This window comes from Sphingomonas phoenicis (assembly GCF_047238005.1).
Lineage (GTDB): Bacteria > Pseudomonadota > Alphaproteobacteria > Sphingomonadales > Sphingomonadaceae > Sphingomonas.
The window spans coordinates 1,048,575-1,067,164 of the sequence record NZ_JBDFMC010000002.1; the positions used below are offsets into that span (position 1 = coordinate 1,048,575).

Below are 18,590 nucleotides of genomic sequence, written 5' to 3' on the forward strand. Positions count from 1 at the left end.
AATGCGCCCCAGCGGCCGCGCGCCAGACCAGATGCGCGCCATCACGATCGAGCCCCGCTTCACGCGTCATGCGGAAGGATCGGTGCTGATCGGCTTCGGCGACACCAGGGTGCTCGTCACCGCTTCGGTCGAGGAGCGGGTGCCCCCCTTCCTGCGCGGCAAGGGCGAGGGCTGGGTGACGGCGGAATACGGCATGCTGCCGCGCGCGACCCACACCCGCGGCAATCGCGAGGCGGCGAAGGGCAAGCAGTCGGGCCGGACGCAGGAGATCCAGCGGCTGATCGGGCGATCGCTGCGCGCGGTCGTCGACCTGAAGGCGCTGGGCGAGCGGCAGATCGTGCTCGATTGCGACGTGATCCAGGCGGATGGCGGGACGCGCACCGCCTCGATCTCTGGCGCATGGGTCGCGCTCAGGCTGGCGATCGACGGGCTGATGGCGGCGGGCAAGCTGACCGCCGATCCGATCCGGCAGAAGGTCGCGGCGGTCAGCTGCGGCATCTATCGCGGCACGCCGGTTCTCGACCTCGATTACGACGAGGATTCGGCGGCGGACGCGGACGGCAATTTCGTGCTGCTGGAAAACGGACACATCGCCGAGGCGCAGGCGACGGCCGAGCACGCCACCTATGACGAGGAGGCGCTGCTGCGGCTGCTGCGGCTGGCGCGGATGGGCTGCGCGGATATCTTCCGCGCACAGGCAGAGGCGGTGAAATGAGCGGCGAAGGCACCGAACCCCAGGCGATCCGCAAACTCCAGCCCGGCAAGCTGGTGATCGCCAGCCACAATGCCGGCAAGGTGCGCGAGATCGCAGCGCTGCTGGACGGCCGTGGGCTGGACGTCGTGTCGGCAGCGCAGCTCGACCTGCCGGAGCCCGAAGAGACCGGCACCAGCTTCGTCATGAATGCCGAGCTGAAGGCGCGGGCGGCGGCGGACCTGTCGGGCCTGCCGGCGCTGGCCGACGACAGCGGGCTGTGCGTCGATGCGCTGGCGGGCGATCCCGGCATCTTCTCGGCACGCTGGGCCGGCGAGGACAAGGATTTCGCGCGGGCGATGGACCTGATCGAGGCGCGGATGGCGGACACCGGCCCCGCCCCGGCGCGCACCGCGCATTTCGTCTGTGCGCTGGCGCTCGCGTGGCCGGACGGCCATGTCGAATGGTTCGAGGGGCGGGTCGACGGCACGCTCGTCGCGCCGCGGCGCGGCGACAAGGGCCATGGCTACGATCCGATGTTCCAGCCCGACGGCCACGACCTGACGTTCGGCGAGATGGACGATGCCGCCAAGAACGAGGTGAGCCACCGCGCCGACGCGTTCCGGCAGATGGTGGCGGCGGTGTTCTGACCGAGGCGGTTACCGTTAGAAAGCCACCTGCCCCATCACGTTGCCGGCGGGCGCATAGCGGCAGACCAGCACGTCGTCCTGCCGCCCCGCTGCGACCGCACAGCCGACATGGGTGGTGCCGCGCCAGATCATCTGGGAATAATGGCCGACATCCTTCCACGCGCCGGTGCGGCTGAACGCCGGGGTCGGTGCGTTGATATAGTCGCGGGCCTCCGACAGCCACGCCGCCACCATCTCGCTATAGGTATAGGCCTCGTGGCTGCCGGCCCACAGATTCTCGCCGACGCCGGGCCGCGCGGCGGTGGGCCCGACATGGTCGAACCGGCCGTCGCGGGCCAGTTCCTCGGCATGGGCGCGGGCGGAGGCGGCGAGCTCCTCGCTCCACAGCAGCGGCGGCACGCCCACCAGCGCGCGGGCGGTGGCATGGGCGACCAGCATCGTGCGGCGCAGGATCAGGTCGCCACGCGGCTGCGGCGTCGGATCGATCCATGGCTGCACCCGGGTCGCGACGTTCGACTGCGGCGCCGTGCCGGCCCCCGCGGCCAGCGCGGACGATGCGAGCAGGAACGAGAGGTTGGACCTGGCCATGCACCGGGGCATAGCGGGCGATGATGAAGGACTCGGAAACAGTGCCGGCGGATAACTCCATGAATTTGGCGCTTTACGTCCACTGGCCCTTTTGCGTGTCGAAATGTCCCTATTGCGATTTCAACAGCCATGTCCGCGAGCAGGTCGATCAGGATGCGTGGCGCGACGCGCTGGTCGCCGACCTGCGCTACGAGGCGGGGCTGCTGCCGGGGCGGCGGATCGGATCGATCTTCTTCGGCGGCGGCACCCCGTCGCTGATGCCCCCCGCGACGGTCGCGGCGGTGCTGGACGCCGCCGCCGGTGCCTGGCCGATCGCCGACGATGTCGAGATCACGCTGGAGGCCAATCCCTCGTCGGTCGAGGCGGCACGCTTCGCCGACCTGGCGCTGGCCGGGGTGAACCGCGCATCGCTGGGCCTGCAGTCGCTGGACGACACGGCCCTGCGCTTCCTGGGGCGGGCGCACGACGCGCGTGAGGGGCTGGCGGCAGTGGCGACCGCGCAGGGCGCGTTCGGGCGGGTGAGCATCGACCTGATCTACGCACGTCCCGGCCAGACGATGGCGGCGTGGGAGGCGGAACTGGCGGCGGCGCTGCGGCTCGGCACCGAGCATCTGTCGCTGTACCAGTTGACGATCGAACCCGGCACGCGCTTCGCCACCGAGGCGGCGGCGGGACGGCTGACGATCCCGGACGGCGACTCGGCGGCCGACCTCTTCGAGGCGACGCGCGCGATGACCGCGGCGGCGCGGCGACCCGCCTACGAAACCTCGAACCATGCCGCGCCGGGTGCGGAGAGCCGCCACAACCTGACCTATTGGCGATACGGCGACTATGCCGGGATCGGGCCGGGCGCGCACGGCCGGCGCGGCGGGCTGGCCACCGTGCGGCACCGCAAGCCCGAAAACTGGATGGCGGCGATGGCGCGGAACGGCCACGGTGCGCAGGCGGAGGACGCCCTCGCCCCGCACGACCGCGCGACCGAGGCGCTGGTGATGGGCCTCAGGCTGGCGGAGGGCGTGTGGCTGCCACGTGTGGCGGCGCTGGCGGGCGGAACGGCGCCAGTCGACCGGCCGGCAGTCGACCGGCTGTCTGCGCAGGGGCTCGTCGCGCTCGAGGGAGAGCGGCTGCGGGTGACGGACGCCGGCGCACTGCTGCTGGATGCGATCCTGACCCAGCTGGTCGCGGATGCGCCGGGCTGATCGCTCCCGCCGACCCTGCCCGGCCGGCAGGATCGACGAGCTGAGGCTTACTTGCCGAAGCCGCCGGGTGCGGGCGAGACCGTCACGGTCGTGCCGCCGCGGATCTCCTGAACCTCCAGCGCGCGTTCGGCGATCCCGTCGCGGTTGAAGCGGAAGGCGCCATCGAGGCCGGAGAAGCCATCGGGGTCGCGCAGACGGGCTTCGGGAAAGGACGAGCCCGGCTTCCAGTCGCGCGCGATGCGCACCGTCAGCAGGACCGAATCATAGCCCAGACTGGACAGCCGGTACGGCGCGGCACCGAAGCGCGCGCGGTACTTGACCGCATATTGCCGGTAGAGCGTGTTCGAGACGCTGGCGAACCACGCCCCGGCCAGCGCCGGACGCGCGGCGATGCCGTTCTCGGAATTCCACAACTCGGTGCCGAGCAGCCGCGTCGTGGCGCCGCTGCCGCGCTTCACCACGCTGCCCGCCGCGGCCGCGATGGCGCCGCCGTCCGCGACCAGCACCGCCCCGTACGGCGCCTTGGCGACCAGCCGCTGCGCCGATGCGGTCACCGCGCCGGTGGTGCGGCCATAGGTCTGGAGCGAGACGACCTGCCCCCCCGCCCCCTCGACCGCGCGGAGGAAGGCGGTCGACGCCCGTTCGCCGTACAGCCCGTTGGGAACCAGCCCGGCGAAGGTCGAGACGCCGCGGTCGCGCGCGTAATCCACCACCCGTTCAATCGACTGGGCGGGGACATAGCCCATCAGGTAGGTGCCGCCGCCCGCGACGCCGGTATCGTTCGAGAAGCTGAGCACCGGAACGCTGGCCGCCTTCGCGATCGGCGCGACGGCGCGGACGTCCTCGGACAGGAGCGGCCCCAGGATCAGCTGTGCGCCTTCGGCGATGGCACGCCGGGCAGCGCCCGCGGCACCGCCGCCGGCGACCGAGGCCGTGTCGTAGTTGGTGATCCGCACGGAGCGGGTCTGGGTGTCGAGCAGCGCCAGCATCGTCGCGTTGGCGATCGACTGGCCGACGCCGGCATTGCCCCCGGTCAACGGCACGAGCAGCGCGACCCGGCTGCGATCGGCATCCTGCGGCAGGCCGGCGACGATCTGCGGCTCCCTCGCCGGGACGGGGCGGTCGGCCGGTCGGGCGGGCGCCGGCTCCGCCCCGCGCGGCAGCACGGTCTGGCACGCCGCCAGCAATCCCGCGGCAGCGATGGCGATCCAACGGCTTAGCCGCCGACGTTGCAACAGTGCGGCAGCCTCTGCCATGACGTTCCCCATGCTTCCTCTTGATCCCGGTCTCTACATCGTCGCGACGCCGATCGGCAATCTCGGTGATCTGTCGGCGCGCGCTTCCGACGTGCTGTCGCGCGCGGACGTGGTGGCGGTGGAGGACAGCCGGGTCACCGCTGGCCTGCTGCGCCACATCGGGGCGAAGCGGCCGATGGTGCCGTATCACGATCATAATGCCGAAGGGGTCCGCCCCGGCCTGATCGCGCGCATGGCCACCGAGGCGGTCGCACTGGTGTCGGATGCGGGGACGCCGCTGATCTCGGATCCCGGCTACAAGCTGGTGCGCGATGCGCGGGCGGCGGGGCACGCGGTGGTGACGATCCCCGGCCCGTGCGCGGCGGTGGCGGCGTTGACGCTGGCGGGGCTGCCGACCGACCGTTTCCTGTTCCTGGGCTTCCTGCCGCCCAAGGAGAAGGCGCGTGCCGACGCGATCGCCGAGGTGGCGGGCGTCCGCGCGACGCTGGTGCTGTACGAATCGGGGCCGCGTCTGGCCGCGTGCCTGACGGCGCTGGCATCCGGGCTGGGCGACCGCGAGGCGGCGGTGACGCGCGAGATCACCAAGAAGTTCGAGGAGGCGGTGACGGGCACCCTGTCCACGCTCGCCGCCCGCTATGCCGAGGTGCCGCCGCGCGGCGAGATCGTCGTCGTCGTCGCCCCGCCCGGCGAGGCGCCGCCGGCGAGCGAGGAGGATGGCGATGCCGCCCTGGCCGAGGCGCTGACCCGCCTGCCCGCGGCGAAGGCGGCGGGAGAGGTGGCGAAGCGGCTGGGGCTGGACCGCAAGGCGCTGTACGCACGGGCCCTGGCCCTGAAGGCCAGGAGGGACGAGGATGACGCGCGCGGCCGTGCCGGATAGGAGGCGAGGATGACCGAGATCCGCCACCGCCTCGCCTTCCATCACACCCCCGGCGACGGGCCGACGGTGATGTTCCTCCCCGGCTACGCATCCGACATGGCGGGCAGCAAGGCGCTGGCGCTCGACGAATGGGCGAAGGCGGCGGGCCGCGCCTATCTCCGCTTCGACTATGCCGGATGCGGCCAGAGCGAGGGCGCGTTCGAGGACCAGACGCTGGCCGGCTGGCTCGACGATGTGCTGGCGATGATCGACGAGGCGGTGGCGGGGCCGGTGGTGCTGGTCGGCTCGTCGCTGGGCGGGTGGCTGATGCTGCTGGCGGCGAAGGCACGGCCGGACCGGGTGGTCGGGCTGGTCGGCATCGCCCCGGCGCCGGATTTCACCGACTGGGGCTTTTCCACCGACGAGAAGATGACGATCCTGCAGCAGGGCCGGCTGGAGAAGGCGAACCCCTACGGGTCAGAGCCGACGCTCTACACCCGGGCCTTCTGGTCCTCCGGCGAGGCGCGGCGGATCATGTTCGGGCCGATCGCGTTCGATGGGCCGGTCCGCTTCCTGCAGGGACAGGCGGACCGCGACGTCCCGTGGAACCGCACCGTGCATCTGGCCGAACTGATGCGCTCGCGCGACGTGCAGACCTGGCTGGTGAAGGACGGCGACCACCGCCTGTCGCGGTTGCAGGACATCTCGCTGCTGGTCCGCGCGGTCCACGACGTGCTGGCCGCGATCGCCGACAAGACCGGGGAGCCTGCGGCTGCGGCGGGCGTTGAGGCACCATGAAGTATCTGCACACCATGATCCGCGTCGCCGATCCCGATGCGACCATCGCCTTCTTCGAGCAGCTGGGGCTGAAGGAGGTGCGCCGGATGGAGAACGACAAGGGCCGGTTCACGCTGATCTTCCTCGCCGCCCCGGGCGCGATGAATGCGCCGGGCGAGCGGGCGGAGGCGGAGGTCGAGCTGACCTACAACTGGCCGGCCGAAGACGGCAGCGCGCCGGAGACCTATACCGGCGGGCGCAATTTCGGCCACCTCGCCTACCGCGTCGATAATATCTACGAGACGTGCCAGCGGTTGATGGATCATGGCTACACCATCCATCGCCCCCCGCGGGACGGCCATATGGCGTTCGTGAAGACGCCCGACGGCATTTCGATCGAGCTGTTGCAGGACGGCGCGCTCGATCCGGCCGAACCCTGGGCCTCGATGCCGAACACGGGCAGCTGGTGATGACGGCGCCGGCGCTGGAAGTGGTCGCGGTGCCGGTACTGGCGGACAATTACGCCTGGCTGGTCTACGATCCCAAGACGCAGGAGGCGGCGGTCGTCGATCCGGGCGAGGCGGCACCGGTCATCGCCGCGGCCGAGGCACGCGGCTGGACCGTGTCGCAGGTCTGGACGACGCACTGGCATCCCGATCATACCGGCGGCAACGCGGCGATGAAGGCGGCCGGTGCGACGATCGTCGGCCCGGAGGCGGAGCGCGCGCGGATCGACCCGCTCGACACCGGCCTGCGCGAGGGTGACGTGGTCCGGATCGGATCGCACACCGGACAGGTGCTGGCGGTGCCCGGCCATACGGCGGGGCACATCGTGTTCCACTTCGCCGACGACGCGCTGCTGTTCAGCGGCGACACGCTGTTCGCAATGGGCTGCGGCCGGCTGTTCGAGGGGACGCCCGCGCAGATGTGGGCGAACATGGAGCGGTTCGCCGCCATGCCCGACGAGACCAAGGTGTTCGGCGGCCACGAATACACCCAGTCCAACGCGCGGTTCGCCGCCCATGTCGCGCCCGACGATGCGGCGGTGGCGGCGCGGCGGGACGAGGTGGATGCCCTGCGCGCCCGCGGCGAGCCGACGCTGCCGTCGACGATCGGGGCCGAACGGGCGACCAATCCGTTCATGCGGGCAGGATCGGCGGCGCGGCTGGGCGAGCTGCGCGCGGCGAAGGACGATTTCCGCGGATAGCGCGGGCAGGAGAAGGTCGATGCGGCAACGATTGGGCATGGGTTGGATCGGGGCGGCGGCGCTCGCCGTGCCGCTGGCCGCCTGCGCGGCGGGCGGCACGCCCGGGGAAAAGCTGCCGCCGGGCCAGCAAGTGTCGTTCAACGACGGCAAGACGCTGGATCAGGCGCTGGCAGGGTTGACGCCGGGCCAGCCGCTGTCGTGCCTGCCCCAGGCGCGCAGCCCGACCAGCAGCGGGTACGGCAGCACGGTGCTGTACCGGGTCAGCCGCACCGAAATCTATCGCAACGACCTGGGTCCCGGCTGCGAGGGCGTGGGCCGGGGCGACATCATGGTGACGCAGAACCCGATCGGCCGGTCGTGCCGCGGCGACATCATCCAGCTGCTCGACCGCGGATCGCGCTTTCCGACCGGAAGCTGCGCGTTCGGCGACTTCGTGCCGTATCGGCGGGCGAAGTGACCGGCGTCCGCCTCGCCGCGCTCGCCGCGCTGGTGCTCGCCGCCCCGATCGCCGCCGCTCCGCGCGACCCGCTGGCCGGGCGGGTGGCCGGGAAACCGGAACGCTGCATTCCGCTGACGCAGAACCGCGGCGGCATCGTCGTCGATCGCGACACGATCATCTATGACGGGAATGGCGGGCGGAAATACAAGACGGGACCGGTAGGGTCCTGCCCCTCGCTCCGCCCGATGACGACGCTGATCGTCGAGGTATGGGGCGGTCAATTGTGCCAGAACGATCAGTTCCGCACCATCGAACCCGGTCTCAGCATCCCGTCGGCGCGCTGTCGCTTCCGCGAGTTCGTGCCGTATACCCGCCCCGAAAAGGTGCGGTGACCGTCGGTCGATAGAGAGTAACGGGATCCCGGACGAAATCCGGGATCCCGTTACCCACCGTGGCTACAGGACGAAGCGGCTGAGGTCCGCGTTGCGCGCGATGCTCGACAGCTGACCTTCGACATAGGCGGCATCGACGGTCAGGGTGGTTCCGCTGCGATCCTCGGCGTCGAAGCTGACGTCCTCCAGCAGCTTCTCCATCACCGTCTGCAACCGGCGGGCGCCGATATTCTCGATCTGGCCGTTCACCTCGGCAGCAATCCGCGCCACAGCCGCGATGCCGTCCTGCGTGAAGTCGATCGCGACCCCCTCCGTCTGCAGCAGCGCCCGATACTGGACCGGCAGCGATGCCTTGGTATCGGACAGGATCGCGATGAAGTCCGCCTCGGTCAGGCCCTTCAGCTCCACCCGGATCGGCAACCGGCCCTGAAGCTCGGGCAGCAGGTCCGATGGCTTGGCGACGTGGAACGCGCCGGAGGCGATGAACAGGACATGGTCGGTCTTCATCGGCCCGTACTTCGTCGCCACGGTCGTCCCCTCGATCAGGGGCAGCAGGTCGCGCTGCACCCCCTCGCGGCTGACCGACCCGCCGCTGCGCTGTTCCGACATCGCGATCTTGTCGATCTCGTCGAGGAAGACGATGCCGTTCGCCTCGGCATCCGCCAGCGCGGTGCGGTTCACATCGTCCTGGTCCAGGCGCTTGTCCGCCTCTTCCTCGACCAGCTTCTCCCACGCGGCGCGGACGTTCAGCTTGCGCCGCTTCAGCTGCTGGCCGCCGCCCAGCGACTTCATCATCTCGCCCAGGTTGATCATCTGGGCGCCGCCGCCGGGCATCTCGAACGGCATCGCCGGGCCCTGTTCCAGCTCGATCTCGATCTCGGTCCGGTCGAGATGGCCGTCGGCGAACCGCTGGCGGAAGCTCTCGCGCGTCGCCTGGCTGCTGTCCTTGCCGACCAGCGCATCAAGCAGGCGGCTCATCGCCGACTCCTCGGCCTTGTCCTTCACCGCGATGCGGCGGCGTTCCTTCTCCAGCCGGATCGCCTCCTCGACCAGGTCGCGCGCGATCTGCTCGACATCGCGACCGACATAGCCGACCTCGGTGAACTTCGTCGCCTCGACCTTCACGAACGGCGCATCGGCCAGCTTGGCCAGCCGTCGGCTGATCTCGGTCTTGCCGCAACCGGTGGGCCCGATCATCAGGATGTTCTTGGGCGTTACCTCGTCGCGCAGGTCGGCGGACAGGTGCTGGCGCCGCCAGCGGTTGCGCAGCGCCACCGCGACCGCTCGCTTGGCGTCGCGCTGGCCGATGATGTGCGCGTCGAGCGCAGCGACGATGGCTTTCGGCGTAAGGGAGTCGTTCATGCGTTACTCGCTCCCCTCCCGCTTGCAGGGAGGGGCTGGGGGGGGGGGGGAAGCGGCGGGCGACAGCGTGCGGGGAGGTGACCTCCCCCATCCCGCCCGCGAGCGGGAGGTGAATTACGGCACCGCGTCCAGCGTCTCGATGGTCAGCCGGTCGTTGGTGTACACGCAGACTTCCGCGGCGATCGCCATCGCCTTGCGCGCGATCGTCTCGGCATCCGCCTCGTAATCGACCAGCGCCTTGGCGGCCGCGAGGGCATAATTGCCGCCGGATCCGATCGCGGCGACGCCCGCCTCCGGCTCCAGCACGTCGCCATTGCCGGTCAGGATCAGCGTCACCTCCTTGTCGGCGACGATCATCATCGCCTCCAGGTTGCGGAGGAACTTGTCGGTGCGCCAGTCCTTGGCCAGCTCCACCGCGGCGCGCAGCAGCTGGCCCTGATGCTGTTCCAGCTTGCGCTCCAGCCGCTCGAACAGGGTGAAGGCGTCGGCCGTCGCCCCGGCGAAGCCGGCGATGACGCTGCCGTCGCCGAGCCTGCGTACCTTGCGCGCATTGGGCTTCATCACGGTCTGGCCCATCGAGACCTGGCCGTCGCCGGCGACGACGACCTTGCCGCCGCGCCGGACCGAACAGATGGTGGTGCCATGCCATGTCGGCATGGAGTTGGTGTTCCCGCTCATGAACGCCGATGTAGGATGCGGCCGGCCACCTTCAACGCGGCATCCGGCGATCCGTCAGCCGGCGAGCTTGTCGACCTTGTTCTGCAGGTTGGCGAGCTCGGCCTTCAGCGCGGCGATCTCGTCGTCCTTGGCGGCATGCTCGCCCGTGGAAGCGGAGCCGGCGGACGCTGAAGATGCCGCGCCGGAAGTCGCCGTCGCCCCGGGCTTGAACGCCTCGAACATCGCCATGTTGCGGCGCGCCATCTCTGCGAAGGGCGAGTGGGCGAAAGCCCCTTCCACCGCGGTGCGGAACTGCTCCTGATTGCGCCGGAAGCTGTTCATCGATGCCTCCAGATAGCCCGGGACCATCGCCTGCATCGAGTCGCCGTACATCGAGATCAACTGGCGCAGGAAGCTGACCGGCAGCATCGCCTGCCCCCGGCTCTCCTCTTCCATGATGATCTGGGTCAGCACGTTGTGGGTGATGTCGTCGTCGGTCTTGGCGTCCACGACCTTGAAATCGCGCCCCTCGCGCGTCATCGCCGCGAGGTGCTCCAGCGTGATGTAGGAGGAGGTTTCGGTGTTGTAGAGGCGGCGATTGGCGTACTTCTTGATGATGACGCTGCCACCGGCGTTCTGCTTCTTCATGGCTCCCCCCGATTATGTCGTCTGAAAGTCCTACTCCTAACGATGACGCGCCGCAACATGCACCGCGTCCCCTTCCCCTGTTCCTTTCCATGCTGCGCAGCGAAACCGCAGCATCGCCGGCGCGGCAGGCCGCGGCCATGGCCGGGCTCGACGCATACCAGCGCGCCGAACGCCTGCCGCCGCCATCTACGCCGCCGGCCGGACACCGGCATGGCCGGGCGCGCCTGATCGGTTGGGGGCGGCACCGCCGGCCGGTCGTGCTGGTCCCCTCGCTCATCAATCCGTCCGCCATCCTCGACCTGTCGGAGCGGGTGTCGCTGCTCCGCGCGCTGGATGCGGCGGGGTTGCAGGCATGGCTGCTGGACTGGGGCACGCCGAACCCGGCCGAGCGGGCGATGGATGTCGGCGATCACGTCCGCGACCTGCTCGTTCCCTTGCTGGCAAGGTTCGACGAGCCGCCGGTGCTGGTCGGCTATTGCCTGGGCGGCACGATGACCCTGGCGGCGGCGACCTGCTCGTCCGTCGCCGGCGTCGCGACCATCGCGGCGCCGTGGCGCTTCGCCGGCTATGGGCCGGCCCGCGAGGCCATGGCCCGGCACTGGGCCGGCGCGCACGATGCCTGCGACGCGATGGGACTGGTCCCCGTAGAGGTGCTGCAGGCCGGGTTCTGGCGACTGGATCCCGTGCGGACGATCGACAAATATGCCGCGTTCGGGCGCATGGACCCGGCCAGCGAGGAGGCGCGAAGCTTCGTGCGGCTGGAAGACTGGGCGAATGCCGGCGCGCCGCTGACCTTCGCCGCCGGGCGCCAGCTGTTCGAGGACATGATCGCCCGCGACCTGCCCGGCACCGGCGGCTGGTTCGCCGACCCGCGCACGCTGAAATGTCCGACAGTCGAGTTCGTCTCCACCACCGACCGCATCGTCCCCGCCGCCACCGCCGCCGGGCTGGCGGATCGGCGCGAGCTGGCCGCGGGGCATGTCGGGATGATCGTGGGGCGTCACCGGACCGCCCTGTCACGGCCGCTGATCGACTGGATCATGGCGCTGCCAGCCCCTAGATAGGGTCGAACCCTGGAGAGGATTGCCCCATGACTGCCCCCACCGATGTCGTCATCATCGCCGCCAAGCGCACGCCGGTCGGCAGTTTCCTGGGCGCGTTCAGCGCGACGCCGGCGCACGAGCTGGGTCGCATCGCGATCGAGGCCGCGCTGGAGCAGGCGGGCGTCGCCGGTGCCGACGTATCGGAGGTGATCCTGGGCCAGGTGCTGACCGCCGCGCAGGGCCAGAACCCGGCGCGCCAGGCGTCGATGGCGGCCGGCGTGCCCAAGGAGGTACCGGCCTGGGGCGTCAACCAGGTGTGCGGATCGGGGCTGCGCGCGGTCGCGTTGGCGGCACAGGCGGTGGCGACCGGCGATGCGACGATCGTCGTCGCCGGCGGCCAGGAATCGATGTCGCTCAGCCCGCACGCGCAGACGATGCGCGGCGGTACCAAGATGGGCAATGTCAGCCTGGTCGATACGATGGTGCATGACGGGCTGACCGACGTGTTCAACGGCTATCACATGGGCATCACCGCCGAGAATCTGGCGGAACAGTATCAGGTGACGCGCGGCGACCAGGATGCGTTCTCGGTCCGCTCGCAGAACCTGGCCGAGAAGGCGCGCGGCGAGGGTCGCTTCCGCGACGAGATCGCGCCGGTGACGATCAAGGGGCGCAAGGGCGACACCATCGTCGCCGACGACGAGTATATCCGCGCCGGGGCGACGGTAGAGGGCGTGTCGGGCGTGCGGCCCGCGTTCAAGAAGGACGGCACCGTCACCGCCGCCAACGCCAGCGGCCTGAACGACGGCGCCGCCGCGCTGGTCATCACCAGCCGGGCCGAGGCGGAGAAGCGCGGTGCGCCGGTGCTCGCCACGATCCGCAGCTGGGCGTCGGCCGGCGTCGACCCGTCGGTGATGGGCATCGGCCCGGTCCCCGCCTCGAAGAAGGCGCTGGAGAAAGCCGGCTGGACGATCGGCGAGCTCGACCTGATCGAGGCGAACGAGGCGTTCGCGGCGCAGGCGCTGTCGGTCGGCAAGGAACTGGGCTGGGATGCCGAGAAGGTGAACGTCAACGGCGGCGCGATCGCGATCGGCCACCCGATCGGCGCCAGCGGCGCGCGCGTGCTGACCACGCTGATCTACGAGATGGGCAAGCGCGACGCGAAGAAGGGTCTGGCGACGCTGTGCATCGGTGGCGGTATGGGCATCGCCATGTGCCTGGAGCGGTAAGACCGGCATGCCGGCCGGGCGGTTCCGCCTGGCCGGTCAGGTCCACATCCGCGTGAACCGCCGGCCCAGTCCGGTCAGCAGTTCGTACTGCGACATCCCCGACTGTGCCGCCGCGGCGGGCAGGTCGTGGGGAATAGCGATCCAGTCCCCCTCCGCCAGCGGCGCCGCGCCGACGTCCAGCGCGACCAGATCCATCGACACGCGGCCGATGACGGGCAGCGGTGCGTCGCCCGCAAAGGCTACTCCCCGGTCGGAGAAGCCGCGCCAGTAACCGTCGGCATAGCCCAGATTGACGATCGCCACCTCGGTCGGGCCGGCCGCCGTCCAGGTGGCGTTGTAGCCGACCGTCTCGCCGGCCTGGACCCGGCGGCGCTGCAGGATCTGCGCCTCGATCGTCGCGACCGGACGCACCGCACCGGCCAGCGCGGCACTCGGCACGCCGCCGTACAGCGCCAGCCCCGGCCGGGTCAGGTCGAACGCGTAATCGGTACCCAGGGCCACGCCCGCGGAATTGGCCAGGCTCATCCGCCGCGCCCCCGTCCGCCCGGCCAGTGCGGCGAAGCGGCCGCGCTGCGCCTCGTTCATCGCGCTGTCCTCGTCGGCGCAGGCCAGGTGGCTCATCAGCGTATCGATCGCCAGCCCGTCGAGCAGTCCGTCGGCAATGTCCTGCGCCGACACCCCCAGCCGGTTCATGCCGGTGTCGACCATCACGTCGCACGCGCCGCCGCCAGCGTCCCGCCAGCGCGCAACCTGCGACGGCGTGCTGAGCACCGGTCTGGCGATGCCGGTGGTCGCCGCGGCCATGTCCTCGTCGCGGACGCCGTGCAGCACGGCGAGCGGCAGCGCCAGCGGCGCGAGCGCCACCGCTTCCGCCCAGGTGGCCACGAAGAAGTCGCGACAGCCGGCCCCGGCCAGCCGCGACGCCACCTCGCCCGCCCCCAGTCCATATCCGTTCGCCTTGATCGCCGCGCCGCACGCCGCGCGCCCGCTCATCCGGTCCAGCGCCCGCCAGTTGCGCACCAGCGCAGCGGTATCGAGGCGAAGGCGCAGCGGAGCGGAAACGTCGATCATCGCCAGCGGCATAGGCGCGGCGGCCGGCCTCGTCATCCTTCGATGGAAATCAGCGCGACAGCCGGCCGAACGGGACGGGCAATTGGCGGCCGTCGCGCTCGATCATCGCCACCTCGACGTCGAAGACATGGCCGAGCATATCGGGAGTCAGCACCAGCGCGGCGGGACCGAAGGCGGTCACCCGTCCGTCCTTCACCAGCAGCACGTCGTCCGCGATCCGCGCCGCCTGGACCAGGTCGTGCAGGACGACGACGACGCCAGTCCCCTCCCGCGCGACCTGACGCAGGCGGTCGAGCATGTCGATCGCATGCGCCGGGTCGAGGCTGGCGAGCGGTTCGTCGGCCAGCAGCCAGCGCGGCTCGCCCGCCAGCACCCGCGCCAGCAGCACGCGCGATCGCTCGCCGCCCGACAAGTCGCCCACCGCGCGCGTCGTGAATGCGTCGATGTCTGTCAGCGCCACGGCAGCGGCGATCGCCCGTTCGGACCGGTCGCCATGCGGCAGCCGCCCGAGCGCCACGACGTCGGCGACCTGCATGTTCCAGTGCACCGCCGCTTCCTGCGGCAGATAGCCGATCAGCCGCGCCCGCTCGCGCGCAGGCATGGCGGGGACGTCGCGCCCGTCCATCATGATCCGGCCGGTGCAGGGGAGCAGCGCGGCGGCCGTCTTCAGCAGGGTCGACTTGCCGGCCCCGTTCGGGCCCAGGATCGCGACGACCCGGCCCGCCTGGAAACCGGCGGATACCGCGTGCAGCACCGCCCGGCGCCCCAGCGTGACCGAAACGGTATCCAGGGTCAGCGCCATGCCGACCGCCGCGCACCGAGCAACAGGAAGAGGAAGAAGGGCGCGCCGATCATCGCCATCGCCACGCCCAGCCGCACCTCGCCCGCACCGGGCGCCAGCCGGACGAGGCTGTCGGCGGCGAGCAGCAGCGCCGCGCCGCCCAGCGCCGACGGCAGCAGCAGCGCCCCGGGCCGATGGCCGAACAGCGGCCGCAGCAGGTGTGGCACGACCAGCCCGACGAACCCGATCACTCCCGTCGCGGCCACTCCGGCGCCGACCGCCAGACCGGTACCGAGCACGACGAGTCCCCTCACCCGTCCCGGCCGGATGCCGAGCGAGGCGGCCGCGTCCTCGCCCAGTGCCAGCGCGTCGAGCGCGGGTGCGGTGCGCGACAGCAGCAGCGCGCCGCCCGCCATCGGCGGCAGCGCGAGCGCTACGTCGCTCCAGCCACGATCGGTCAATGCCCCCATCAACCAGTCCATCACCTCCGCAACGGCATAGGGATTGGGCGCGATCGAGATCAGGAACGCGGTCAGTGCCGCGGCGAGGCTGGCGAGCACGGTGCCCGCCAGCACGAAGGTAACGGTAGAATCGGACCGCCACGTCAGCGCCGCGAGCAGCGCCATGGCGCCGGCCGCGGCCACGATCGCCGCACCGAACACCGTGGCGCCGCCGCTCGCCCCGGCGACGATCGCCGCCACCGCGCCCAGTGCCGCGGCGGCGGACACCCCGATCACCCCCGGATCGGCCAGCGGGTTGCGGAGGTAGCCCTGCAGCACCGCCCCCGACAGCCCCAGCACGGCACCCAGTGCCAGCGCCAGCACCGCCCGCGGCAATCTGAGCTCGACGACGATCCACCAGCGCGGATCACCGTCGATCCAGGCCGACAGCGGCACCCACGCCTTTCCGTAGGCCAGCGAGCCGAGGAACAGCAGCGCCACCGACAGCGCGAGCAGCATCAGGCGGACCGGACGGCTCATGCCTGCGATGCCCGGATCGCGGCGAGGCGGCGGAGCGCGGGCGGGATCGAAGGCCCGGCGCAATTGACCAGATCGCGCGGGAACGCGGCGACCGGCGTTTGCGGCAACAGATGTCGTCGCAGCGTCGCGGCACGGCCGTCATCAGGGGCGAGGATGATGTCGGGTGGATGCGCGACGATCGTCTCCGCCGGCAGCCGGCCGGTATAGGTCAGGCCATAGCCCGCGGCGGCGTTCGTCAGCCCGACATGCGTCATCATCGCATCCAGCAGCGTCCCCCCGCCGGTGGCGAGATCGCCGGCGATATAGAGGAGCACGCTGGGATCGGCCGCTGCACCGGTCCGGCGCGAACAGCCGTCATGGTTGGCCGGCGGACAAGTCGCGGTATCCGCCACCGCCGCCTCGATCGCGGCGACCATCCGCTCACCCGCCGCTTCCGCGCCGACAGCCGCCGCCAGTTGCCGCACCTGTGCCTCGCTCGCCGCGATGGTCTGGGGTGCGTCGAGATACAGCGTCTTCAACCCGGCACGCGCATAGGCGTCCCGCGTGGCGGGGGCGGCGAAGCTGCTCGCGACGACCAGATCGGGGGCGAGCGCGATCACCTCCTCCGCCGTACCCGCCGTCGCCCGGAACCGCCGCGCCAGATCGATCGGGATCGAGGTGGCGGCCGGGTCCTGCGAATAATGGCTGATCGCGGCGATGCGCGCGGCCGGCACCATCCGCACCAGCATCGCATCGGCGCAAGGATTGACCGACACGATCCCCCCACCCCCCGCATTCGGTGCGGCAGCACAGCCCGCTAGCAGCAGGAGGAGGGGGAAAAGCCGCATCAGTCCAGCTTCACGCGCACACCGCCATAAGCCGCCCGCCCGAACACGCCGTACCCGGCGACCACGCGGTAATCCTCGTCGAACAGGTTGTCGACGCGGCCGTACACCGACAGCCGCTCGCCGATCGGCAGTTCGGCGCGCAGCCCGGCCAGGACATATCCGTCGAGGCGGACGGTGTTCGACGCATCGTCGAAACTGTCGCCGACATGCGTCACCGTGCCGCCGACCGACAGGCCGAACGGGAAGCGGTAATCGATGTTCGCGGTGACGGTCTGGCGAGGGCGCCGGGCCAGGTCGCGGCCCAGATTGGTGCCGGCGGAGCGGTTCTCCGAGTCGATATAGCTGTAATTGCCCGTGAAGGTCAGCGCCTCGACCGGGCGTAGCGCGATCTCCAGCTCGACGCCCTGGGCACGCGCCCGCGCGATGTTGCCATAGGTGAAGGTGCCCAGGTCGAAATCGATCTGGTTGCGGGTGCGCCGGTCGAACCATGTCGCACCGAACCGCGCCCGCCCGTCGAGGAACGACTGGCTGATGCCCACGTCGTAGTTGCGGGCCGTCTCCGGGCGCAATTCCTCGTTACCGATGTCGCTGTACAGCTGGAACAGCGTCGGCGCCTTGAAGCCCTCGCCATAGCTGGCCCTGAGCGTCGTACCGGTGCCGAGTGCGAGCGCGGCGTCCGCGCCGAACGTCGTGCGGTCGCCGAAGCGGCGATGGTCGTCGTACCGCACGCCGCCAGTCACCGTCAGTGCCGCGACCGGCTTCACGATCACCTCGCCATACACGCTGGAGATGCCGGTCTTCTCGACCGTGTCGCCGTCGCGGTATCGGCTGTCCTCATGCTCGGCGCCCGCGATCAGCCGCGCCTGCTCGACGATCCGGAAATCGCCCTGATACTCGTACCGCTGCGATCGTCCGCGCCCGCCGAAATAGGGTTCGTCGCTGTCGCGGGTCAGGTAGTTGTCGCGGTTGATGTCGGCGATCGTGAACGCTGCCCGGTTGCGCAGCCGACCGTCGGCGGTGTCGGCCCGCACCCCGGCATAGCCGTAGACCTCCTGCGACGTCGAATATTCGTCCGCATCGATCAGGCCGAACGGCGGGTCGTTCGAAAAGCCGTCCAGCCGGGTCCGGCTGTGCGCGTACCAGCCGCGCAGGTCGATGCCGATGCCCGGCGCGATCTCCAGCCCCAGCCGGCCGTTGGCACCGTACTGGCGATACCCGTCGCGCTCGCTGCCGTTCGCCGCGGCCGAGATGCCGTCGGTGCGCAGGAAGCCACCGGTCAGCGAGCCGCTGAGCGCGCCCGTGCCGCCCGCGATGCCGGCGCTGGCGAACGCCTGATCGGCATAACCGTATTCGGCATTGGCGCGGGCCGACAATCCTTCGGTCGGTGCTCGCGTGATGATGTTGACGACACCGCCGATCGCCTGGCTGCCCCAGGGTACCGAGTTGGGGCCGCGCAGTACCTCCACCCGCTCGACCGAGGACGACAGCAGGTTGGCGAAGTCGAAGCCGCCGCCCGGCGACGACGGATCGTTGACGCGCACGCCGTCGATCACGACCAGCGTCTGGTCCGCCTCGGCACCACGGATGCGCAGGCTGGTCTGGCCACCGATCGATCCGGTGCGGGTCACGGTGACGCCGGGGGTGGTGGCGAGCAGGTCGGCGATCGCCACCGTCTGGCGGCGCTCGATCTCCTCGCGGGTGATGACGGTGATCGCCTGCCCGACCTCGCGGACCGGCTGTTCGGCGCGGGCCGCGGTGACGACGATCTGGTCGTCGGCGTTCTCGGCCGCGGTCCCGGGCTGGTCCAGGCTCTGCGCGGCGACGGGCAGCGCCAGCACGGCGGTGGACAGCAACAGGTACTTCAGCATCGGGGCACGTCCCTCGTCGCGGCCGCGCGCACCATTGCGCCCTGCCGTGGGGCGTCGCTCGCTCGAGGA

General features: G+C 70.8%; 21 protein-coding genes. 11 read left to right on the top strand and 10 right to left on the bottom strand.

Annotated features, from left to right (window positions below):
* Position 1: 1 nt before the first annotated feature.
* Positions 2 to 715, top strand: coding sequence for a ribonuclease PH (gene rph / locus ABC319_RS06200; RefSeq protein ID WP_413069384.1), 714 nt, complete (start codon positions 2 to 4; stop codon positions 713 to 715).
* Complete coding sequence (rdgB, locus tag ABC319_RS06205) at positions 712 to 1,341, top strand: RdgB/HAM1 family non-canonical purine NTP pyrophosphatase (RefSeq protein WP_413069385.1); 630 nt, start codon at positions 712 to 714, stop codon at positions 1,339 to 1,341. The genes rph and rdgB overlap by 4 nt, the downstream gene beginning before the upstream one ends.
* A gap of 15 nt (positions 1,342 to 1,356) precedes the next feature.
* On the opposite strand, the gene ABC319_RS06210 is transcribed toward rdgB, so the two are convergent.
* Positions 1,357 to 1,929 carry a CAP domain-containing protein gene (locus ABC319_RS06210; RefSeq protein WP_413069386.1) on the bottom strand — a complete coding sequence of 191 codons (573 nt, stop codon included), beginning with the start codon at positions 1,927 to 1,929 and terminating at the stop codon, positions 1,357 to 1,359.
* A gap of 59 nt (positions 1,930 to 1,988) precedes the next feature.
* Between ABC319_RS06210 and hemW the strand changes: the two genes are divergently transcribed.
* Positions 1,989 to 3,128, top strand: a complete 1,140-nt coding sequence (gene hemW / locus ABC319_RS06215) for a radical SAM family heme chaperone HemW (RefSeq protein ID WP_413069387.1) — start codon at positions 1,989 to 1,991, stop codon at positions 3,126 to 3,128.
* A 47-nt stretch (positions 3,129 to 3,175) separates the two neighbouring features.
* Here hemW and ABC319_RS06220 read toward each other — a convergent pair whose 3' ends face one another.
* Complete coding sequence (locus ABC319_RS06220) at positions 3,176 to 4,384, bottom strand: penicillin-binding protein activator (RefSeq protein ID WP_413069388.1); 1,209 nt, start codon at positions 4,382 to 4,384, stop codon at positions 3,176 to 3,178.
* On the opposite strand from ABC319_RS06220, the gene rsmI reads away from it, so the two are divergent.
* The 6 genes from rsmI to ABC319_RS06250 are packed head-to-tail and all read left to right on the top strand — an operon-like array spanning position 4,383 to position 8,055.
* Positions 4,383 to 5,261, top strand: a complete 879-nt coding sequence (gene rsmI, locus ABC319_RS06225) for a 16S rRNA (cytidine(1402)-2'-O)-methyltransferase (protein ID WP_413069389.1) — start codon at positions 4,383 to 4,385, stop codon at positions 5,259 to 5,261. The genes ABC319_RS06220 and rsmI overlap by 2 nt on opposite strands.
* A 9-nt stretch (positions 5,262 to 5,270) precedes the next feature.
* Positions 5,271 to 6,038: an alpha/beta fold hydrolase gene (locus ABC319_RS06230; RefSeq protein WP_413069390.1), complete on the top strand. Its 768-nt coding sequence runs from the start codon at positions 5,271 to 5,273 to the stop codon at positions 6,036 to 6,038.
* Complete coding sequence (locus ABC319_RS06235) at positions 6,035 to 6,487, top strand: VOC family protein (protein WP_413069391.1); 453 nt, start codon at positions 6,035 to 6,037, stop codon at positions 6,485 to 6,487. Before ABC319_RS06230 ends, ABC319_RS06235 begins: the two co-directional genes overlap by 4 nt.
* Positions 6,487 to 7,224 carry a hydroxyacylglutathione hydrolase gene (gene gloB / locus ABC319_RS06240; RefSeq protein WP_413071629.1) on the top strand — a complete coding sequence of 246 codons (738 nt, stop codon included), beginning with the start codon at positions 6,487 to 6,489 and terminating at the stop codon, positions 7,222 to 7,224. The genes ABC319_RS06235 and gloB overlap by 1 nt, the downstream gene beginning before the upstream one ends.
* A 19-nt stretch (positions 7,225 to 7,243) precedes the next feature.
* On the top strand, positions 7,244 to 7,681 hold the full coding sequence (locus tag ABC319_RS06245) for a hypothetical protein (protein WP_413069392.1): 438 nt from the start codon (positions 7,244 to 7,246) through the stop codon (positions 7,679 to 7,681).
* Positions 7,678 to 8,055, top strand: a complete 378-nt coding sequence (locus ABC319_RS06250; protein WP_413069393.1) for a hypothetical protein — start codon at positions 7,678 to 7,680, stop codon at positions 8,053 to 8,055. Before ABC319_RS06245 ends, ABC319_RS06250 begins: the two co-directional genes overlap by 4 nt.
* A 63-nt stretch (positions 8,056 to 8,118) precedes the next feature.
* On the opposite strand, the gene hslU is transcribed toward ABC319_RS06250, so the two are convergent.
* The 3 genes from hslU to phaR form a co-directional block, all read right to left on the bottom strand.
* Positions 8,119 to 9,417 (bottom strand): ATP-dependent protease ATPase subunit HslU, encoded by a 1,299-nt coding sequence (gene hslU / locus ABC319_RS06255; RefSeq protein ID WP_413069394.1) that lies wholly within the window; start codon positions 9,415 to 9,417, stop codon positions 8,119 to 8,121.
* Positions 9,418 to 9,531: 114 nt separating this feature from the next.
* Entirely contained in the window at positions 9,532 to 10,074 is a 543-nt protein-coding gene (gene hslV / locus ABC319_RS06260; protein ID WP_413069395.1) for an ATP-dependent protease subunit HslV, read from the bottom strand.
* A gap of 75 nt (positions 10,075 to 10,149) precedes the next feature.
* Positions 10,150 to 10,722: a polyhydroxyalkanoate synthesis repressor PhaR gene (phaR, locus tag ABC319_RS06265; RefSeq protein WP_413069396.1), complete on the bottom strand. Its 573-nt coding sequence runs from the start codon at positions 10,720 to 10,722 to the stop codon at positions 10,150 to 10,152.
* Positions 10,723 to 10,859: 137 nt separating this feature from the next.
* Between phaR and ABC319_RS06270 the strand changes: the two genes are divergently transcribed.
* Positions 10,860 to 11,786: an alpha/beta fold hydrolase gene (locus tag ABC319_RS06270; RefSeq protein ID WP_413069397.1), complete on the top strand. Its 927-nt coding sequence runs from the start codon at positions 10,860 to 10,862 to the stop codon at positions 11,784 to 11,786.
* A gap of 26 nt (positions 11,787 to 11,812) precedes the next feature.
* Positions 11,813 to 12,994: an acetyl-CoA C-acetyltransferase gene (locus ABC319_RS06275; RefSeq protein WP_413069398.1), complete on the top strand. Its 1,182-nt coding sequence runs from the start codon at positions 11,813 to 11,815 to the stop codon at positions 12,992 to 12,994.
* A 36-nt stretch (positions 12,995 to 13,030) separates the two neighbouring features.
* Here the strand turns inward: ABC319_RS06275 and alr are convergent, their stop codons facing one another.
* Genes alr through ABC319_RS06300 form a run of 5 tightly spaced genes read right to left on the bottom strand, consistent with a single transcriptional unit; the run spans position 13,031 to position 18,521 of the window.
* Positions 13,031 to 14,101: an alanine racemase gene (alr, locus tag ABC319_RS06280; RefSeq protein ID WP_413069399.1), complete on the bottom strand. Its 1,071-nt coding sequence runs from the start codon at positions 14,099 to 14,101 to the stop codon at positions 13,031 to 13,033.
* 13 nt (positions 14,102 to 14,114) lie between these two features.
* Positions 14,115 to 14,867 (bottom strand): ABC transporter ATP-binding protein, encoded by a 753-nt coding sequence (locus tag ABC319_RS06285; RefSeq protein WP_413069400.1) that lies wholly within the window; start codon positions 14,865 to 14,867, stop codon positions 14,115 to 14,117.
* Complete coding sequence (locus ABC319_RS06290; protein ID WP_413069401.1) at positions 14,858 to 15,826, bottom strand: FecCD family ABC transporter permease; 969 nt, start codon at positions 15,824 to 15,826, stop codon at positions 14,858 to 14,860. The genes ABC319_RS06285 and ABC319_RS06290 overlap by 10 nt, the downstream gene beginning before the upstream one ends.
* On the bottom strand, positions 15,823 to 16,653 hold the full coding sequence (locus ABC319_RS06295; RefSeq protein ID WP_413069402.1) for an ABC transporter substrate-binding protein: 831 nt from the start codon (positions 16,651 to 16,653) through the stop codon (positions 15,823 to 15,825). Before ABC319_RS06295 ends, ABC319_RS06290 begins: the two co-directional genes overlap by 4 nt.
* Positions 16,653 to 18,521: a TonB-dependent receptor plug domain-containing protein gene (locus ABC319_RS06300; RefSeq protein WP_413069403.1), complete on the bottom strand. Its 1,869-nt coding sequence runs from the start codon at positions 18,519 to 18,521 to the stop codon at positions 16,653 to 16,655. The genes ABC319_RS06295 and ABC319_RS06300 overlap by 1 nt, the downstream gene beginning before the upstream one ends.
* Between the last annotated feature and the right edge of the window lie 69 nt (positions 18,522 to 18,590).

Coding starts and splice junctions, on each gene's coding strand:
- rdgB (WP_413069385.1), top strand. CDS start 712: ATGAGCGGCGAAGGCACCGAACCCCAGGCGATCCGCAAACTCCAGCCC.
- phaR (WP_413069396.1), bottom strand. CDS start 10,722: ATGAAGAAGCAGAACGCCGGTGGCAGCGTCATCATCAAGAAGTACGCC.
- ABC319_RS06210 (WP_413069386.1), bottom strand. CDS start 1,929: ATGGCCAGGTCCAACCTCTCGTTCCTGCTCGCATCGTCCGCGCTGGCC.
- ABC319_RS06270 (WP_413069397.1), top strand. CDS start 10,860: ATGGCCGGGCTCGACGCATACCAGCGCGCCGAACGCCTGCCGCCGCCA.
- ABC319_RS06300 (WP_413069403.1), bottom strand. CDS start 18,521: ATGCTGAAGTACCTGTTGCTGTCCACCGCCGTGCTGGCGCTGCCCGTC.
- ABC319_RS06290 (WP_413069401.1), bottom strand. CDS start 15,826: ATGAGCCGTCCGGTCCGCCTGATGCTGCTCGCGCTGTCGGTGGCGCTG.
- ABC319_RS06295 (WP_413069402.1), bottom strand. CDS start 16,653: ATGCGGCTTTTCCCCCTCCTCCTGCTGCTAGCGGGCTGTGCTGCCGCA.
- ABC319_RS06235 (WP_413069391.1), top strand. CDS start 6,035: ATGAAGTATCTGCACACCATGATCCGCGTCGCCGATCCCGATGCGACC.
- hslV (WP_413069395.1), bottom strand. CDS start 10,074: ATGCCGACATGGCATGGCACCACCATCTGTTCGGTCCGGCGCGGCGGC.
- ABC319_RS06285 (WP_413069400.1), bottom strand. CDS start 14,867: ATGGCGCTGACCCTGGATACCGTTTCGGTCACGCTGGGGCGCCGGGCG.
- ABC319_RS06230 (WP_413069390.1), top strand. CDS start 5,271: ATGACCGAGATCCGCCACCGCCTCGCCTTCCATCACACCCCCGGCGAC.
- gloB (WP_413071629.1), top strand. CDS start 6,487: ATGACGGCGCCGGCGCTGGAAGTGGTCGCGGTGCCGGTACTGGCGGAC.
- alr (WP_413069399.1), bottom strand. CDS start 14,101: ATGACGAGGCCGGCCGCCGCGCCTATGCCGCTGGCGATGATCGACGTT.
- rsmI (WP_413069389.1), top strand. CDS start 4,383: ATGACGTTCCCCATGCTTCCTCTTGATCCCGGTCTCTACATCGTCGCG.
- ABC319_RS06220 (WP_413069388.1), bottom strand. CDS start 4,384: ATGGCAGAGGCTGCCGCACTGTTGCAACGTCGGCGGCTAAGCCGTTGG.
- ABC319_RS06275 (WP_413069398.1), top strand. CDS start 11,813: ATGACTGCCCCCACCGATGTCGTCATCATCGCCGCCAAGCGCACGCCG.
- hemW (WP_413069387.1), top strand. CDS start 1,989: ATGAATTTGGCGCTTTACGTCCACTGGCCCTTTTGCGTGTCGAAATGT.
- hslU (WP_413069394.1), bottom strand. CDS start 9,417: ATGAACGACTCCCTTACGCCGAAAGCCATCGTCGCTGCGCTCGACGCG.
- ABC319_RS06245 (WP_413069392.1), top strand. CDS start 7,244: ATGCGGCAACGATTGGGCATGGGTTGGATCGGGGCGGCGGCGCTCGCC.
- rph (WP_413069384.1), top strand. CDS start 2: ATGCGCCCCAGCGGCCGCGCGCCAGACCAGATGCGCGCCATCACGATC.